Genomic DNA, 18319 nt, shown 5'->3' on the forward strand with positions numbered 1-18319 from the left:
TGCCAGGGTTGCAGAACCGACTATAAGAGAAGCCCTTGCCATGACCACTGCGCCTTCGAGCACGGCGACGCCCGCACAACCGGCACGTCCGCTGACCCGCAACGATTACAAGACCCTGTCGCTTTCAGCCCTGGGCGGTGCGCTGGAGTTCTACGATTTCATCATTTTCGTGTTCTTTGCCACCGTCGTCGGCAAATTGTTTTTCCCGGCCGAAATGCCCGAGTGGCTGCGCCTGATGCAGACGTTCGGCATTTTTGCCGCCGGTTACCTGGCCCGGCCGCTGGGCGGGATCATCATGGCCCACTTCGGCGACCTGCTGGGGCGCAAGAAAATGTTCACCCTGAGCATTTTCATGATGGCCGTTCCGACCCTGATCATGGGGCTGTTGCCGACTTATGCACAGATCGGCATGTGGGCACCGATCCTGTTGTTGCTGATGCGGGTGATCCAAGGCGCGGCCATCGGCGGGGAGGTGCCGGGCGCCTGGGTCTTCGTTTCCGAACACGTTCCGGCGCGCCACATCGGCTATGCCTGCGGCACGCTGACCTGCGGCCTGACGGCGGGGATCCTGTTGGGGTCGCTGGTGGCAACGGCGATCAACAGCATTTATACACCGGTGGAAGTGGCCGATTACGCCTGGCGGATCCCGTTCCTGCTGGGTGGCGTGTTCGGGCTGTTTTCGGTGTACCTGCGCCGCTGGCTGCACGAAACCCCGGTATTCGCCGAACTGCAACTGCGCAAGGCCCTGGCCGAGGAAGTGCCGCTGCGGGCCGTGCTGCGTGATCATCGCGGCGCCATCGCCATTTCCATGCTGCTGACCTGGCTGCTGTCGGCCGGCGTCATCGTGGTCATCCTGATGACACCGACCGTACTGCAGACGGTGTACCACTTCAGCCCGACCGTCGCGTTGCAGGCCAACAGCCTGGCGATCGTGTTCCTGAGCTTGGGTTGCATCGGTGCGGGTGTGCTGGCCGACCGTTTTGGTGCCGGCCGGGTGTTTGTCTTCGGCAGTGGTTTGCTGTTGATCACCTTCTGGACGTTCTACCACTGCCTGTTCGACCATCCCGAGTGGCTGTTCCCGCTGTATGCCCTGAGTGGCTTGCTGGTAGGCACCATCGGCGCGGTGCCTTATGTCATGGTCAACGCCTTCCCGGCCGTGGTGCGCTTCAGCGGCCTGTCGTTTTCCTACAACTTGGCCTACGCGATTTTTGGCGGGTTGACGCCGATGATCGTGACCCTGTTGCTGAAAGAGAGCTCGATGGGGCCGGCATATTATGTGGCGGCCATCTGTGGGATCGGGATTGTGGTGGGCGGGTATCTCTGGAAGCAGGGGCGCTAGGTCCTGGTCTTTCACTGACTGTACTGGCCTCATCGCGAGCAAGCTCGCTCCCACAAGGATTTTGTGTTCACTGCAAATCCTTTGTGGGAGCGAGCTTGCTCGCGATGGGAAGCACCCTGAATCATCCTGCAAAACTCAATGCTGGCCTTTCATCCAATTGTCATATTTCAGCCATAGAGTGTTCATACGGCTTACCGATACTTTGCCGACTTAACACACCCTATCTGCTAGGAGTAAGGCATGAAACTGAAGCGTTTGATGGCGGCAATGACGTTTGTCGCTGCTGGCGTTGCGACTGCCAACGCAGTTGCCGCTGTTGACCCTGCGATCCCGAGCTACACCAAGACCACTGGTGTATCGGGCAACCTCTCCAGCGTCGGCTCCGATACCCTGGCCAACCTGATGACCTTGTGGGCCGAGAACTACAAGAAAGAATACCCGAACGTAAACATCCAGATTCAGGCCGCCGGTTCCTCCACCGCGCCGCCCGCACTCACCGAAGGCACCGCCAACCTGGGCCCGATGAGCCGCAAGATGAAGGACAACGAGCTGCAGGCCTTCGAAACCAAATACGGCTACAAGCCAACCGCTATCCCGGTAGCCGTGGACGCCCTGGCCGTATTCGTGCACAAGGACAACCCGATCAAGCACCTGACCATGGCTCAGGTCGATGCGATCTTCTCCTCGACTCGCCTGTGTGGCGCCAAGGCTGACGTCAAGACCTGGGGCGACCTGGGCGTGACCGGCGACCTGGCCAACAAGCCGGTCCAGCTGTTCGGTCGTAACTCGGTATCCGGCACCTACGGCTACTTCAAGGAAGAAGCCTTGTGCAAAGGCGACTACAAGCCAAACGTCAACGAACAGCCAGGTTCGGCTTCGGTCGTGCAGTCGATCAGCAGCTCGCTTAACGGCATCGGCTACTCGGGTATCGGCTACAAGACCGCCAGCGTGAAAACCGTTGCCCTGGCCAAGAAAGAAGGCGGCGAGTTCGTCGAGGACACCGAAGAAAACGCCCTGAACGGCAAGTACCCGCTGTCGCGTTTCCTCTACGTGTACGTCAACAAGGCGCCGAACAAGCCTCTGGCCCCGCTGGAAGCCGAGTTCGTGAAGCTGATCCTGTCCAAGCAAGGCCAGGAAGTCGTAGTCAAGGACGGTTACATCCCGGTACCTGCCAAAGTCGCCGCCAAGGCACTGGCTGACCTGGGTCTGCAAGAAGGCAGCAATGTCGCCAAGCAGTAACACCTGAGCCCGGGCCAACGCCCGGGCTGCTGTGGGAGTGGATGCCACTCCCACAGCCAAATTTTCTGTCCGCTGCCGCTTCTAGCTGGCGGCGGATTTGTTGCGTCACTTCACTGTCATCTTTCTGTCATACAGGATCGCTAGGGTGTGCGCATGAATGATCTGGCCAACTCCACAATGACTACGACTTCCCCTCCCAAGCGCATTGACTTCAATACGCCTGAGCTGCAACGCAAGCGCCGCATCCGCGCGCTCAAGGATCGCCTGACCCGCTGGTACGTGCTGGTCGGCGGTCTCGCCGTCCTGGCAGCCATTACGCTCATTTTCTTTTTCCTGGCCTACGTGGTGCTGCCCCTGTTCCAGGGCGCGGACCTGACTGCCAAGGATTCGATCACCCCGGCCTGGATGCAAGACGCCGGCAAACCGCTGATGATCGCCATCGAAGAACAGAACCAGGTGGCCATGCGCGTTTCCGACAAGGGCCAGGCACTGTTCTACGAACTCGACAGCGGCGCCGAACTGCGCCGTGTCGACCTGCCGGTTCCTGCCGGTGCCACTGTAGTCTCCATCGCGGAAGACCAGCCCGGCAGCCCGCTGGTGGCGATCGGCCTGTCCAACGGCCAGGCCCTGGTGTTCCGCCACACCTATAAAGTCAGCTATCCCGACGGCAAGAAAACCATTTCGCCCGCCATCGAATACCCTTACGGCGAGGCGCCGATAGCGTTGAACGAGCAGGGCGCGCCTTTGGAGCACGTCAGCCTCAACGCCACCGATTCGACCCTGTTGCTGGCCGGCTCCAGCGGCGCCCAGCTGTATGTACTGTCGCTCACCAGCGAAGAAAACATGATGACCGGTGAAGTCACCAGCGAGCAGACGCGTATCGATCTGCCGCAGATGACCGAGCCAGTGAAGAACATCTTCGTCGACCCGCGCCAGCAATGGTTGTACGTGGTCAACGGTCGCGCCCAGGCCGATGTGTTCAGCCTGCGGGACAAGAGCCTCAACGGTCGCTATAAACTGCTGGAGAACGGCGAGGCCCAAGTCACCGCCGCCGCCCAGTTGGTCGGCGGGATCTCGCTGATCATCGGCGACTCCAAGGGCGGCCTGGCCCAGTGGTTCATGGCCCGCGACCCGGACGGCGAGCTGCGCTTCAAACAGATTCGTACCTTCCAGATGGGCAGCGCGCCCATCATTGAGATCAGCGCCGAAGAACGTCGCAAAGGTTTCGTGGCACTCGACACCGCCGGCAAGCTGGGCGTGTTCCACAGCACCGCCCACCGCACCCTGCTGGTGGACCAAGTGGTCGACGGCCAAGGCTTGTTCGGCCTGTCGCCACGGGCCAACCGCCTGATCGTCGAGCAAGGCGGCAAGCTGCAACCGTTGACGCTGGACAACCCGCACCCGGAAGTGTCCTGGAGCGCGTTGTGGAGCAAGGTCTGGTACGAAAACTACGACGAACCTAAATACGTCTGGCAATCGACCGCCGCCAACACCGACTTCGAACCCAAGCTGAGCCTTTCACCGCTGACCTTCGGTACCCTGAAAGCGGCGTTCTACGCGATGCTCCTGGCCGCGCCGCTGGCGGTGGCCGCGGCGATCTACACCGCCTACTTCATGGCCCCGGGCATGCGGCGCAAGGTCAAGCCGGTGATCGAGCTGATGGAAGCGATGCCGACGGTGATCCTCGGTTTCTTCGCCGGCCTGTTCCTGGCGCCGTACGTCGAAGGGCACCTGCCGGGCATCTTCAGTCTGCTGATGTTGCTGCCCATCGGCATCCTGGTCGCCGGTTTCACCTTCAGTCGCCTGCCGGAATCCATTCGCCTGCGAGTGCCGGACGGTTGGGAAAGCGCCCTGTTGATCCCGGTGATCCTGTTCGTGGGCTGGCTCTCGCTGTACATGAGCCCGTACATGGAAACCTGGTTCTTCGGTGGCGACATGCGCATGTGGATCTCCCATGACTTGGGCATCACCTACGACCAGCGCAACGCCTTGGTGGTTGGCCTGGCGATGGGCTTCGCGGTGATCCCGAACATCTATTCCATCGCCGAAGACGCCGTGTTCAGCGTGCCGCGTGGCCTGACCCTGGGCTCCCTGGCCCTCGGTGCCACGCCATGGCAGACCATGACTCGCGTGGTGATCCTCACCGCCAGCCCGGGCATTTTCTCGGCGCTGATGATCGGCATGGGCCGTGCAGTGGGCGAGACCATGATCGTGTTGATGGCCACCGGTAACACGCCGGTCATGGAAATGAACCTGTTCGAAGGTCTGCGCACCCTGGCGGCCAACGTGGCGGTGGAGATGCCGGAATCCGAAGTCGGCGGCAGCCATTACCGCGTGCTGTTCCTGTCGGCCCTGGTGCTGCTGTTGTTCACCTTCGTCATGAACACCCTCGCCGAGCTGATCCGTCAGCGTCTGCGCAAGAAATATTCGTCGCTTTAAGAAAGGTAGAAGTCTGTGAAACAGAACTCCCTGAAAGGATGGTTCAAGAGCGGCGCCCCCGGCGTCTGGATCAGCGGTGGCGCAGTGTCCATCGCGGTCATCATGACCATTGGCCTGCTGGCGGTGATCGCCGTGCGCGGCCTGGGCCACTTCTGGCCGGCGGACCTGATCCACGCCAGCTACAACGTACCGGGCATGCCTGCGCACCTGGTGGTCGGCGAAATCGTACAGAAAGAAGAAGTGCCTCGTGAGCGCCTGAAAAGCGCCGGCCTGCCGGTGCCGGACGAAGGCCCCGAGTTCATGACCCGCGAACTGATCAAGGTCGGCAACCGCGACCTGAACGGCACCGACTTCACCTGGATCGTTGGCGATTGGCTGAGCAACCAGACGACGCCGCCGGAACTGATGGCCATCGAGCGTCGTGAGTGGGGCAATTTCTACGGCTACCTGGTCAACGTCAAGGAAGGCGGCAAGGTCATCGCCGAAGGCGAGGCCGCCTGGCCGCAACTGCAGGCTCGGGTACAGCGCGTCAACCAGTTGGCCGCCGAGCTCAAGACCCTGGAAAAAGTCGACATCGGCGCCATCAACGCCGGCCTGGAGCGTATCCGCCTGCACGGGCGCAAACTGGAACTGGACGGCAAGCTCGATGCCGCCGCCCAGGCCGACCTGGAAAGCGAACGCGCCGAACTCAACGCCCGTTACAAGGACATCGAAGCGCGCCTGGCCGACCTGCATGCGCAGTTCAACCGCGACAGCCTGACGGCCCGTGATGCCAACGGCAAAGAAGTGGAAATCGAAATCGGCAAAGTGGTGCACGCCTACCAGCCAAACGGCATGGGCACGTTCACCAAGATGGGTTTCTATTTCAGCAAGGTCTGGGAATTCCTCAGCGACGACCCTCGTGAAGCCAACACCGAAGGCGGCATCTTCCCGGCGATTTTCGGCACCGTGATGATGACCCTGATCATGGCGATGATCGTCACGCCGTTTGGTGTGCTGGCGGCGGTCTACCTGCGTGAATATGCCCGCCAAGGCACGATGACCCGCTTGATCCGCATCGCGGTGAACAACCTCGCCGGCGTTCCAGCCATTGTCTACGGTGTGTTCGGCCTGGGTTTCTTCGTCTACGTGCTGGGTGGTTCGGTCGACCGTCTGTTCTTCCCCGAAGCCTTGCCGGCGCCGACCTTCGGCACCCCGGGCCTGCTCTGGGCATCCCTGACCCTGGCGCTGCTGGCGGTGCCGGTGGTGATCGTGGCCACTGAAGAAGGCCTGGCGCGGATCCCGCGCACCGTGCGCGAAGGCTCCCTGGCCCTCGGCGCGACCAAGGCCGAGACCTTGTGGAAAATCGTCCTGCCGATGGCGAGCCCGGCGATGATGACCGGGATGATCCTCGCCGTGGCCCGTGCCGCCGGTGAAGTGGCACCGTTGATGCTGGTGGGCGTGGTGAAGCTGGCCCCGTCGCTGCCGCTGGACGGTAACTACCCGTACCTGCACCTGGACCAGAAGATCATGCACCTGGGCTTCCATATCTATGACGTCGGCTTCCAGAGCCCGAACGTCGAGGCAGCGCGGCCGTTGGTCTACGCCACGGCGCTGCTGCTGGTGCTGGTGATCGCCACCCTCAACCTGTCGGCGGTGTGGATCCGTAACCACCTGCGCGAAAAATACAAAGCACTGGATAGTTGATGATCGGCGCGGACCCTGTGGGAGCGAGCTTGCTCGCGAAGCTTTTGGCGGCCTCGATGGCCCCATCGCGAGCAAGCTCGCTCCCACACTGATCGGCGTTCACTGGAATTTCATGGGGCCGCCAGAAAAGGCGTTCCGAACCGAATTTGTTAGCACAGGGAGCCTCCCATGCAACACGAAGCACATACACACGGCATCAACATGTCGGCCCTGGGCCGCGACAAGCAGAGCCTGGACCTGGCCCAGGAAACCGTCGCCATCGAAGTGCCCGGCCTGAACCTGTTCTACGGCGAGAAGCAGGCGCTGTACGACGTCAGCCTGAATATCCCGAAACAGCGCGTCACCGCATTCATCGGCCCGTCGGGTTGCGGCAAGTCGACCTTGCTGCGCACCTTCAACCGCATGAACGATCTGGTGGACGGCTGCCGCGTCGAAGGTGAAATCAACCTCTACGGCAACAACATCTACCGCAAGGGCGAAGACGTGGCCGAGCTGCGTCGTCGCGTCGGCATGGTGTTCCAGAAGCCTAACCCGTTTCCGAAAACCATCTACGAGAATGTGGTCTACGGCCTGCGCATCCAGGGCATCAATAAAAAGCGCGTTCTCGACGAAGCCGTGGAATGGGCCCTCAAGGGCGCGGCACTGTGGGATGAGGTCAAGGACCGTCTGCATGAGTCGGCCCTGGGCCTGTCCGGTGGTCAGCAGCAGCGCCTGGTGATCGCCCGTACCATCGCCGTGGAGCCGGAAGTGCTGCTGCTCGACGAACCCTGCTCGGCGCTGGACCCGATATCGACGCTGAAAGTCGAAGAGCTGATCTACGAGCTCAAGTCCAGGTTCACCATCGTCATCGTGACCCACAACATGCAGCAGGCGGCGCGGGTGTCCGACTACACCGCGTTCATGTACATGGGCAAACTGGTGGAATTTGGCGATACCGATACGCTGTTCACCAATCCGGCCAAGAAACAGACCGAAGACTACATCACGGGTCGCTACGGCTAGTCGAGGCAACTGCATAGCCGCACTGCGCTATCAGGATCAACATTTAACTGCTTGAAGCTTGCAGCTTGAAGCTTGCAACTTTCGCGGAGCGAACAAGATGATTTCGAAGGAAGGCCTTACTCACCACATTTCCGCACAGTTCAATGCCGAGCTTGAGGAAGTGCGCAGTCACTTGCTGGCCATGGGCGGGCTGGTGGAAAAGCAGGTCAACGACGCGGTGACCGCGCTGATCGAGGCCGACTCCGGCCTGGCCCAGCAGGTGCGCGAAATCGATGACCAGATCAACCAGATGGAACGCAACATCGACGAAGAGTGCCTGCGTATCCTGGCCCGTCGCCAGCCGGCTGCGTCCGACCTGCGGCTGATCATCAGCATCTCCAAGTCGGTCATTGACCTTGAGCGGATCGGCGACGAAGCCACCAAGATCGCTCGTCGCGCCATCCAGTTGTGCGAAGAAGGCGAAGCGCCGCGTGGTTACGTCGAGGTTCGCCACATTGGCGACCAGGTGCGCAACATGGTTCGCGACGCGCTGGATGCCTTTGCCCGCTTCGACGCCGACCTGGCGTTGTCGGTGGCCCAGTACGACAAGATCATCGATCGCGAATACAAGACCGCCCTGCGCGAGCTGGCGACCTACATGATGGAAGACCCGCGTTCCATCTCCCGGGTGTTGAGCATTATCTGGGTGCTGCGTTCCTTGGAGCGTATCGGCGATCATGCGCGCAACATCTCGGAACTTGTCATCTACCTGGTGCGCGGCACCGATGTGCGCCATATGGGGCTCAAGCGCATGAAGGAAGAAGTTGAGGGCACCCTGTCCGAAACCGCTAATGTTCCGGGCGCAACTGACGATAAGTAAGATTGCCAAGAAAAGCGCCCGGCCTTCTGGTCGGGCTTTTTTTTGGATTTTTTTTTCATCGAAAGCAGCACCCCGCGAACGAAAAGTCCCGGCGTGACTGAAGGTTTTTTGGCAATGTGCCATCAGTAAAAGCGGTATGCTTGCCGGGATTTTTTAGAGGTGTATCTGGATGAGTAAGGTCAGTGTGTTGGTCGTGGACGATGCTTCGTTCATTCGTGACCTGGTGAAGAAGTGCCTGCGCAACTACTTCCCGGGCGTGCGTATCGAAGACGCGGTGAACGGCAAGAAAGCCCAGGCCCTGCTGGCTCGCGAGGCGTTCGACTTGGTGCTGTGCGATTGGGAAATGCCGGAAATGTCCGGCCTGGAACTGCTGACCTGGTGCCGTCAGCAGGACAGCCTCAAGGGCATGCCGTTCGTGATGGTCACCAGCCGCGGCGACAAGGAAAACGTGGTCCAGGCGATCCAGGCCGGCGTTTCCGGCTACGTCAGCAAGCCGTTCACCAACGAACAGTTGCTGACCAAGGTCAAGCAGGCCCTGCACAAGGTCGGCAAGCTCGACACGCTGATGAACAGTGCCCCGACCAAGATGAACTCGGCGTTCGGCAATGACTCCCTCAGCGCCCTGACGGGCGGCAAGGCGCCGGTGGCGGCGGTTGCTTCGGCGCCTGCGGCGAATCCTTTTGCCAAGCCGGTTGCTGCCGCCGCTCCCGCCGCCGCTGCCCCGGCCCGTGGCCTGCTCAACAGCCCACCGGTCAAGGCACCGGTGGCCGCCGCTTCGACGGCCAATCGCGGCCAAGGCCAGTTGCGCCTGTCCAGTGGCACCCAGCAATGCGTGATCAAGGCCCTGAGCCTCAAGGAAGCGCTGCTGGTGGTCAAACGCTCCGACACCCTGCCGCAAGTACTCGAAGGCGCGGTGCTGGACATGGAACAGGGCGACAACGCCGAAACCGCGCGTCTCAATGGCTATTTGCACGCCATCGTCGCCCATGAGCAGACGCCCGACAGCGAATGGCTTCAACTGACGTTCCGCTTCGTCGACAAAGACCCCCAGAAGCTCGACTACATCTCCCGCCTGATCGCCCGCGGCACGGCGCAGAAGCACTTCGTACCGGGCGCCTGATTGCCTGATTCGGCGGCGCCTTTGAGTCCGCTATCGCGAGCAAGCTCGCTCCCACAGTGATGCGTGCAGGCCACAGGTGTGTGCCTGACGCAAATCCCCTGTAGGAGCGAGCTTGCTCGCGATGGGGCCATCAGCCTCAACAACAATCGTTGATCCAATTTTGAAACATCCGTCGACTACGCTGGTCCATCCCAGCTGCTAGGCTGCTGTGCAGGCCTTCATTCTTCGACAGAACCTTTGCCCATGCTCGCACCCCTGCTGTTTGCCTGTGGTCTTGTCCTGGCCTCCACCTCGGCCGTGGCCATGACGATCTACAAATCCACCGATGCCAATGGCGTGGTGTCCTATAGCGACCGTCCCAGCAAGGGCGCCCAGGTGTTCGTGTTCCGCGACCGCATGGTCGAACGCCTGGAGCGCCAGGTGTTTCTCGATATCAAGAAGCAGAATGGCGCGGACGCGGTGTTCGTGCGCAACGATTTGTACGCGCCGGTGGAGATCGAGTTGAGTTTCGCCGGGCTGCGCAATGTCAGCGGGGCGCCGAGCCGGCCGATTCGTCGGGTGCTGCCGGCACGCAGCAACCTGCGCCTGGCGCTGCTGACGGCTACCCGGCCCGGCCGGCCGCTGGTGTATACCCCAAGGTTCGAATATTCCCTGGGCGACCCTGCAGGTGCCGCCGAGGCCTATCGATACCCGCTGCCTTGGCGCGGCGGGCCATTCCGGCTGAGCCAAGGCGCCAACGGCCAATATAGCCATTACGGCCCGAAGAACCGCTACGCCATGGACATCGCCATGCCCGTAGGCACGCCGATCATCGCCGCGCGGGGAGGCGTGGTCATCAAGACCGAAAACGAACAGACCGGCCGCGGGGATGACCCAGCGGGCAACTTCGTGCGGGTGCTGCACGACGACGGCACCATGGGCGTCTACCTGCACCTGCAGAAAGGCTCGGTGAGCGTACGGGAAGGGCAGCGGGTCGCGGTGGGCACGCCGTTGGCGTTGTCGGGCAATACCGGCAACAGCTCAGGCCCGCACCTGCATTTCGTGGTGCAGCGCAATACCGGGTTGGGGCTGGTGTCGATTCCCTACCAGTTCAATCAACCGGTGGGCGACTTGCCCAACTTTGCGTTGGGCAAGCAGTAGCGCTGTAGGTTCGGGAGGCTTTTTTGTGGCGAGGGAGCTTGCTCCCGCTCGGCTGCGAAGCAGTCGTCGCTTTTGGGGCCGCTTCGCGACCCAGCGGGAGCAAGCTCCCTCGCCACAGTGGGTTATGCCTTCAACTTGCGGGAAGTTTGATGCTCAATCGAGCATCAACACCTTCGCCAGGATGATCTTCGGCCCTTTCATCTTCTTGATGATGATCCGCAGGCCTTCGACTTCCAGCACCTCTTCCTCTTCCGGCACGCGCTTGAGGGTTTCATAGACCAGCCCGGCCAGGGTTTCGGCTTCGATGTGGTCCAGGTCGATCCCCAGCAGGCGCTCGACCTTGAACAGCGGCGTGTCGCCACGTACCAGCAGCTTGCCCGGCTGGTAGGCCAGGATCCCGCGTTCGGCCTTGCGGTGTTCGTCCTGGATGTCGCCCACCAGCACTTCCAACACGTCTTCCATGGTCAGGTAGCCGATGATGTTGCCGTCGGCTTCCTCGACCACGGCGAAGTGCGAGCCGCCCTTGCGGAACTGCTCCAGCAACTGCGACAGCGGCATGTGCCGCGACACGCGCTCCAGCGGCCGGGTCAGTTCGGCCAGGTTGAACGATTCGGGGATGTGGTCCAGGGCCGCCAGTTCCAGCAGCAGGTCCTTGATGTGCAGCAGGCCGACGAACTCCTGGCGCTCGCTGTCGTACACCGGATAACGGCTGAACTTGTGGCGACGGAACATCGCCAGGATTTCCTTGAGGGGAGCGTTGAACTCCAGCGTCACCAGGTCTTCCCGGGAATTGGCCCAGTCCACCACTTCCAGCTCGCCCATTTCCACGGCCGAGGCCAGCACGCGCATGCCTTGGTCGCTCGGGTCCTGGCCCCGGCTGGAGTGCAGGATCAACTTCAGTTCTTCGCGGCTGTAATGGTGTTCGTGATGGGGCCCGGGCTCGCCTTGGCCGGCGATGCGCAAGATGGCGTTGGCGCTGGCGTTGAGCAGGTAGATCGCCGGATACATGGCCCAGTAGAACAGGTACAGCGGCACGGCGGTCCACAACGACAGCAGCTCGGGTTTACGGATGGCCCAGGATTTGGGCGCCAGTTCACCGACCACGATGTGCAGGTACGAAATGATGAAGAACGCGGTGAAGAACGACACGCCTTTGATCACTTCCGGCGATTGCACGCCAATCGCGCCCAGCAACGGTTCGAGGATGTGGGCAAACGCTGGCTCACCGACCCAGCCCAGTCCCAGGGACGCCAGGGTGATACCCAGCTGGCATGCCGACAGGTAAGCGTCGAGCTGGCTGTGGACGGTGCGCAGGATATGCCCGCGCCAGCCGTTCTGCTCGGCGATGGCCTCGACCCGGGTCGAACGCAGCTTGACCATGGCGAATTCGGCCGCAACGAAAAATCCGTTGAGCAGAACCAGGATCAGAGCAAAAAGAATCATGCCGAATTCGGCGAAGAGTGTGACGAGGGACAAGCCAGGGGAAGGGTCCATGATGGGGTTTTGCGGGTTCCGAATAGTCGTAGGAATTGAAAATGAGCGCCTGAAAAGGCAGGCGCAAGTCAGTCAATGTAGCGGCTGACTCGGCGATTGCCTAGGGGGCGCTTTCAATCAGCGGGGCGAGCGAGGCGTGTGCGAACCACTTGGGCTGGGGCGAAATGACAGGTAAACGTGCTGCCATGGCCGGGCACGCTGCTGATCTCCATGCGGGCGCGATGGCGCAGCAGGACGTGTTTGACAATGGCCAGGCCCAGCCCGGTGCCACCGGTATTGGAGTTGCGGCTGGAGTCGACGCGGTAGAAACGTTCGGTCAGGCGCGGCAGGTGCTTGCTGTCGATGCCGATGCCCGAATCGCGCACGCTCAGGTGCGCGCCTTGCTCGTCGCCCCACCAGCGCACATGGATGCGGCCCTGCTCCGGCGTGTACTTGACCGCGTTGAATACCAGGTTGGAAAACGCACTGCGCAGTTCCGCCTCGCTGCCCTTGAGCTGCACCGCCGGGTCGGCTTCCAGGGTGATGGTCTGCTGCTTGGAACCGGACAGCTCCTGGGCATCTTCGACAATGGTTTGCAGCAGGTCGTCGATCGGCACCGGCTGGTTGTCCGACGGGTAATCGGTGGCTTCCAGCTTCGCCAGCAGTAACAAGTCGTTGAGCAGGGTCTGCATGCGCCCGCTTTGCTGGTGCATCTGCTGCAAGGCCCGGCTCCAGCGCGGGTTCACCTCCTCGACGTTGTCGAGCAGGGTCTCCAGGTATCCGCAGATCACCGTCAACGGCGTGCGCAATTCATGGGACACGTTGGCGATGAAATCCTTGCGCATCTGTTCCAACTGATGGATACGCGTGACGTCGCGCACCAGCATCAAGTGCTCATTGTTGCCATAGCGGGTGATGTACAGCTGGATACGCAACCGGTCATTGGTGGGCGAGGGGATCTCCAGCGGCTCGGCGTAGTTGGCTTGCTCGAAATATTCCTTGAAGCGCGGATGGCGCACCAGGTTGGTCACCGGTTGGCCGCTGTCCTGGGGCGTCTTGAGGCCCAACAGGGTCTCGGCAGCGCGGTTCCACCATTCCAGGTTGCCTTCGCTGTCGAGCATGATCACCGCGTCTTTCAGCGCGGCGGTGGATTCCTGGACCCGGTCGATTACCGCTTGCAGGCGCCCGCGAACGCGCTGGTCACGCCGTTGCAGGTGGTAGATGCTGTCGAACACCTCACCCCATAGGCCATAGCCGTCGGGCGGGGCTTCGTCGGGTTGATGCAGGCGCAGCCATTCATGCAGGCGCAGCAATTGCTTGAGTGTCCAGGCCAGGTAAAGCCCCAGGCCCGCGGCCAGGCTCCAGCCGTAATAACCGCTGATCAGGCCGATCAGCAAACAGCCAGTCACCAGCAACAACATGTGGCGAATCAGGGTGCCATGCCAGTTTTGATTCACGTGACGCGCGTCCTTGTCAGCTTGTCGGGCGGTAAGGGCTCGGATCAGGCCTTTGTCGAAAAACGATAACCGGTGCCGCGCACGGTTTGTACCAGATTTTCATAGGCATCGCCGAGGGCCTTGCGCAGGCGTCGGATGTGCACGTCCACGGTGCGCTCCTCGACATAGACGTTGCCGCCCCAGACCTGGTCCAACAGTTGGCCGCGGGTGTAGGCACGTTCCTGGTGAGTCATGAAGAATTGCAGCAGGCGGTATTCGGTCGGGCCCATCTCGGCGGGTTTGCCGTCGATGGTCACGCGGTGGCTGATCGGGTCGAGCAGCAGGCCACCGACTTCAATCGGCGCTTCGCCGTCGGTCGGCCCGGCGCGTCGCAGCACGGCCTTCAGGCGCGCAACCAGTTCCCGTGGGGAGAACGGCTTGGTGATGTAGTCGTCGGCGCCGACTTCCAGGCCCTGGATCTTGTTGTCCTCTTCGCCCTTGGCGGTGAGCATGATGATCGGAATATCACCGGTCAGCTCGTCGCGCTTGAGCCGTCGCGCCAGTTCGATGCCTGACGTGCCGGGCAGCATCCAGTCCAGCAGGATCAGGTCGGGTTTGCGGTCGACGATGATGGCATGGGCCTGTTGAGAGTTTTCTGCTTCCATGCAGTCATAGCCGGCCATCTCCAACGCAACGGCGATCATCTCGCGGATGGGCGCCTCGTCGTCGACGATCAGAATGCTCCTGCCAACCATGGGGTAATCCTCTTGTCATTTAACTGTCTTGCGCCGCATTAGATAACGGAATTATTGCAGTCGTGTGACAGTTATTTCCTCAGGCGGCAGCGAGGGGGATCCTGGACTAAGCTTTTCAGTCCGAATCCTGACAACCACAAGAGAAGGTTTCCATGAAACAAATGACTGTTTCTTTCAAAGCCCTGCTGATGGCAGCTGCTCTGGCCCTGCCTGGGGTTGCGATGGCTGCCGATCCTGCAATGGAAAAGGATGGCATGTTCACCGACCATAAGGGCATGACCCTTTACACCTTCGCCAAAGACTCGGCTGGTAAGTCGGTATGCAATGACAAATGTGCGGCTAACTGGCCACCGCTGATGGCTGCGGCGGGTGATAAATCCATGGGCGACTGGACCGTGATCAAGCGCGATGATGGCTCAATGCAGTGGGCCTATCAGGGCATGCCGCTGTACACCTTCGTGATGGACAAGAAGGCAGGAGACATGACCGGCGACGGCAAAATGGACGGCGCCTGGAAAGTGGCCAAGGCTAAGTAACGCGTCCCACTGAGACGCTTTTTTGTGGCGAGGGAGCTTGCTCCCGCTCGGTTGCGCAGCGACCGCAAAATCTTGGGGCTGCTGCGCAGCCCAGCGGGAGCAAGCTCCCTCGCCACAAAGGCCTTCACTGGCATGAGCCGAAGTTCGGTGCCCGGGCTCGGCTTCAGCGCAACGCGTAATCCAACACAATCCCCACGAAAATCGCCAAGCCGGCCCAATGGTTGTGCAGGAAAGCCTTGAAGCAGCGCATCCGGTCCCTGCTTCGGGTGTACCAGAATTCCCAGGCGAAGCACGCGGCCGCGGCCACCAGCCCCAGGTGGAACCAGCCACCCAGGTGGAATTTCGAACCGGCCAACAGCAGGCAACCCAAGGCCAGGCCTTGCAGCGTCAGGATGATCACCCGGTCGGCATCGCCAAACAGGATCGCCGTGGACTTCACGCCGATGCGCAGGTCGTCGTCCCGGTCGGTCATGGCGTAATAGGTGTCGTAGCCCACTGTCCACAGCAGATTGGCGATGTACAGCAACCAGGCGGCCGCCGGCAGATGCCCGGTTTCGGCGGTGAACGCCATCGGCATGCCCCAGGAGAATGCCGCCCCCAGCACCACTTGCGGGTAGTAGGTATAACGCTTCATGAACGGGTAACTGAATGCCAGGGCCAGGCCGCCGAGGGACAGCAGGATGGTCGGTGCATTGGTGCACAACACCAGCAGGAAACTCACGCTCATCAGCACGGCGAAGAACACCAGCGCCTCTTTCGAACTGATCTTGCCGCTCACCAGCGGGCGTTGTTCGGTGCGTTTGACGTGGCCGTCCACCTTGCGGTCGGCCCAGTCATTGATCACACAGCCGCCGGCACGGGTCAGCACCACACCGAGGACGAAAATCACCACGTTGGCGATGGATGGCGAGCCTTCACCGGCAATCCACAGTGCCCACAACGTCGGCCATAACAGCAGGTAGATGCCGATGGGCTTGTCCATGCGGGTCAGTTGCACGAAGTCCCATGCCCGTGGGTTCAGGCGATTCAAGGATTTGAGCAGTTGCACGTACATCAGCAATTCTCCGAATAGGCGCGGGCGACGGTCCACAAGCGGGGCAGGAAGATTTCCGCCACCAGCACGCTCAACGCACCGCGGTCGAAACGTGAACGGCGCCCCCACAGGCCACTGACGCGTACGTCTTCCGGCAAGCCGGCCTCGGGGTAATGGCAAACCTCGATGGCCCGGCGCTGGAACGCCTGGTCGCAAAACAGCAATTCGCCCAGGGAGCGGCTGCCCAACTCGTCCATCTGCAACCCGTCACCCTGCAAGGCGCTGCGCGCCGCCACGCTGCGGGCGAACACCCAGGGCTGGTCGCGCCCGCGCAGATACACCTCGCGTACCCAGCCCTCGCTGCCCTCGGCCAGGTCCAGCGCGGCACATTCGTCGGCGCGCAATGGCTGCCAGCCTTCGAACAATGGGGTCACGCTGAAGTGGCCGTCCGACAGGCGCGTGAGGCGCCGGGTCAGGGAGCCTTCGTCGAACAACCAATCGAGTACACCGGCATCGGGACGGGGCGACAGCAGGTGCTGGGGCAGCCATTGGAGTGTAGGAAAAATCGAATTTGTATGCGGCACAGAGGTCTTGAATGGCAGCAAATGAGGCCGCGAGCTTACCATGTCGGTCACGGGTTTTGACCGGCCCGGCCTGCGGCCTGCCGATCGTGCTTGCATCTGGCGCGACCGATCAGTACAAAACGGCCCTGAGCCGGAAAATACCGGCCAAGGCCTGACATCTCGAGGAAGTACTGGAATGAAGAAGTGGCAATGTATCGTCTGCGGCCTGATCTACAACGAAGCTGACGGCTGGCCTGACGATGGCATCGCGCCCGGCACTCGCTGGGAGGACGTGCCGGCGGACTGGCTGTGCCCGGACTGCGGTGTCGGCAAAATGGATTTCGAAATGATCGAAATCAACTGATCGTTTCATTTAAATGGAGAGCAACATGAGTGCACCTGTCGTCATCGTCGGTACCGGGCTGGCCGGTTATAACCTGGCCCGGGAGTTTCGCAAGCTCGACAGCGAAACCCCGCTGCTGCTGATCACCGCGGATGACGGTCGCTCATACTCCAAGCCGATGCTTTCCACAGGCTTTGGCAAGAACAAGGATGCCGACGGTTTGAGCATGGCTGAACCGGGGGCCATGGCCGAACAACTCAAGGCCGAGGTGCGCACCCACACGCGCATCAGCGGCATCGATCCGGGCCACAAACGGCTGTGGATCGGCGAGGAGGCGGTGAACTACCGCGACCTGATCTTGGCCTGGGGCGCCGAAACCGTGCGCGTGCCGGTACAGGGCGACGCGGCGGACCTGATCTTTCCCATCAACGACCTGGAAGACTACGCGCGCTTCAGGGCCGCGGCCGTCGGCAAGCGCCGGGTGTTGTTGCTGGGTGCCGGTCTGATTGGCTGTGAGTTTGCCAACGACCTGAGCCTGGGAGGCTACGAAGTCGAGTTGGTGGCGCCGTGCGAGCAAGTCATGCCGACGCTGCTGCATCCGGCCGCTGCGGCAGCGGTCCAGGCCGGGCTGGAAAGCCTCGGTGCGCGCTTCCACTTGGGCCCTGTGCTCAACCGCTTGCAGAAGGCCGCCGATGGGCTGGAGGCGCACCTGTCCGATGGCCAGGTGATCGCCTGCGACCTGGCGGTCTCGGCCATCGGCCTGCGTCCACGCATCGACCTGGCGGCGGCCGCCGGGCTGGTGGTCAACCGCGGCGTCGTGGTCGATCGTCACCTGAGAACCTCCCACGCCAATATCTACGCCTTGGGCGATTGCGCCGAGGTCGACGGCTTGAACCTGCTGTATGTCATGCCGCTGATGAGCTGCGCCCGGGCCCTGGCCCAAACCTTGGCCGGCAACCCGACTGCCGTCAGTTACGGTGCCATGCCGATTACCGTAAAAACCCCGGTGTGCCCATTGGTCGTGTCGCCGCCACCGCGAGGCAGCGAAGGCGTGTGGAGCGTCGAAGGGCAGGGCGCGGACATCAAGGCACTGTGCCGAGACGCTCAAGGCAATCTGTTGGGCTACGCGCTGACGGGCACGGCAGTGATGGAGAAACTGGCGCTGAACAAGGAGCTTCCAGCCCTGCTGGCGTAAATACTGGTCGTTCTGTCGCAAAAACCCTACTTTTGGTCCCACAAAGGTCTTCCGGACACTGGCGCGGTTTTCGGCACCGTGCCATCCTCACTCCCGTCTGCCGCAGAGTAGAGCCTGCGGCGCCTTAGGGGCTGTTCCGAAGAGAACAGCACGGACATAAC

Annotated in this window: 16 protein-coding genes; 11 read left to right on the plus strand and 5 right to left on the minus strand. The window is 61.7% G+C overall.

Annotated elements, in window-relative coordinates; translation table 11 throughout:
- The first annotated feature begins 40 nt into the window (after positions 1-40).
- The 8 genes from J3P85_RS00165 to J3P85_RS00200 all read left to right on the plus strand — a co-directional run bounded on the left by J3P85_RS00165 (position 41) and on the right by J3P85_RS00200 (position 10824).
- Positions 41-1339 (plus strand): MFS transporter, encoded by a 1299-nt coding sequence (locus tag J3P85_RS00165; protein ID WP_186708242.1) that lies wholly within the window; start codon positions 41-43, stop codon positions 1337-1339.
- 240 nt (positions 1340-1579) lie between these two features.
- On the plus strand, positions 1580-2578 hold the full coding sequence (locus tag J3P85_RS00170) for a phosphate ABC transporter substrate-binding protein PstS (protein ID WP_434704481.1): 999 nt from the start codon (positions 1580-1582) through the stop codon (positions 2576-2578).
- Between the two features lie 405 nt (positions 2579-2983).
- Positions 2984-5017 (plus strand): ABC transporter permease subunit, encoded by a 2034-nt coding sequence (locus J3P85_RS00175; protein WP_434706445.1) that lies wholly within the window; start codon positions 2984-2986, stop codon positions 5015-5017.
- A 15-nt stretch (positions 5018-5032) separates the two neighbouring features.
- Positions 5033-6703: a phosphate ABC transporter permease PstA gene (gene pstA / locus J3P85_RS00180; RefSeq protein ID WP_434704482.1), complete on the plus strand. Its 1671-nt coding sequence runs from the start codon at positions 5033-5035 to the stop codon at positions 6701-6703.
- A 168-nt stretch (positions 6704-6871) separates the two neighbouring features.
- Positions 6872-7705, plus strand: a complete 834-nt coding sequence (gene pstB / locus J3P85_RS00185) for a phosphate ABC transporter ATP-binding protein PstB (RefSeq protein WP_434704483.1) — start codon at positions 6872-6874, stop codon at positions 7703-7705.
- A gap of 97 nt (positions 7706-7802) precedes the next feature.
- The gene (phoU, locus tag J3P85_RS00190; RefSeq protein ID WP_186708236.1) at positions 7803-8564 is read left to right on the plus strand and encodes a phosphate signaling complex protein PhoU; all 762 of its coding nucleotides are present in this window, start codon (positions 7803-7805) and stop codon (positions 8562-8564) included.
- 169 nt (positions 8565-8733) lie between these two features.
- Complete coding sequence (locus J3P85_RS00195) at positions 8734-9684, plus strand: response regulator (RefSeq protein ID WP_434704484.1); 951 nt, start codon at positions 8734-8736, stop codon at positions 9682-9684.
- A 243-nt stretch (positions 9685-9927) separates the two neighbouring features.
- On the plus strand, positions 9928-10824 hold the full coding sequence (locus tag J3P85_RS00200; RefSeq protein WP_434704485.1) for a peptidoglycan DD-metalloendopeptidase family protein: 897 nt from the start codon (positions 9928-9930) through the stop codon (positions 10822-10824).
- Between the two features lie 153 nt (positions 10825-10977).
- On the opposite strand, the gene J3P85_RS00205 is transcribed toward J3P85_RS00200, so the two are convergent.
- The 3 genes from J3P85_RS00205 to phoB form a co-directional block, all read right to left on the minus strand.
- A complete protein-coding gene (locus J3P85_RS00205) occupies positions 10978-12318 on the minus strand; it encodes a hemolysin family protein (RefSeq protein WP_186708230.1) in 1341 nt (446 codons plus the stop codon).
- A 113-nt stretch (positions 12319-12431) separates the two neighbouring features.
- Entirely contained in the window at positions 12432-13718 is a 1287-nt protein-coding gene (gene phoR / locus J3P85_RS00210; protein WP_411387573.1) for a phosphate regulon sensor histidine kinase PhoR, read from the minus strand.
- An 80-nt stretch (positions 13719-13798) separates the two neighbouring features.
- Positions 13799-14488, minus strand: a complete 690-nt coding sequence (phoB, locus tag J3P85_RS00215; RefSeq protein ID WP_003177195.1) for a phosphate regulon transcriptional regulator PhoB — start codon at positions 14486-14488, stop codon at positions 13799-13801.
- Positions 14489-14640: 152 nt separating this feature from the next.
- Between phoB and J3P85_RS00220 the strand changes: the two genes are divergently transcribed.
- The gene (locus J3P85_RS00220; RefSeq protein ID WP_434704486.1) at positions 14641-15024 is read left to right on the plus strand and encodes a COG4315 family predicted lipoprotein; all 384 of its coding nucleotides are present in this window, start codon (positions 14641-14643) and stop codon (positions 15022-15024) included.
- A 163-nt stretch (positions 15025-15187) separates the two neighbouring features.
- Here J3P85_RS00220 and ubiA read toward each other — a convergent pair whose 3' ends face one another.
- A complete protein-coding gene (ubiA, locus tag J3P85_RS00225) occupies positions 15188-16078 on the minus strand; it encodes a 4-hydroxybenzoate octaprenyltransferase (RefSeq protein ID WP_434704487.1) in 891 nt (296 codons plus the stop codon).
- On the minus strand, positions 16078-16641 hold the full coding sequence (locus J3P85_RS00230; protein WP_434704488.1) for a chorismate--pyruvate lyase family protein: 564 nt from the start codon (positions 16639-16641) through the stop codon (positions 16078-16080). The genes ubiA and J3P85_RS00230 overlap by 1 nt, the downstream gene beginning before the upstream one ends.
- Positions 16642-16816: 175 nt before the next feature.
- Between J3P85_RS00230 and J3P85_RS00235 the strand changes: the two genes are divergently transcribed.
- Both J3P85_RS00235 and J3P85_RS00240 read left to right on the plus strand, forming a co-directional pair.
- The gene (locus J3P85_RS00235) at positions 16817-16984 is read left to right on the plus strand and encodes a rubredoxin (RefSeq protein WP_003177199.1); all 168 of its coding nucleotides are present in this window, start codon (positions 16817-16819) and stop codon (positions 16982-16984) included.
- Positions 16985-17009: 25 nt separating this feature from the next.
- On the plus strand, positions 17010-18158 hold the full coding sequence (locus J3P85_RS00240) for an NAD(P)/FAD-dependent oxidoreductase (protein ID WP_434704490.1): 1149 nt from the start codon (positions 17010-17012) through the stop codon (positions 18156-18158).
- Positions 18159-18319: the final 161 nt, after the last annotated feature.

Origin of the sequence: Pseudomonas sp. Z1-12 (genome assembly GCF_051132015.1) — a bacterium.
Lineage (GTDB): Bacteria > Pseudomonadota > Gammaproteobacteria > Pseudomonadales > Pseudomonadaceae > Aquipseudomonas > Aquipseudomonas zanjanensis.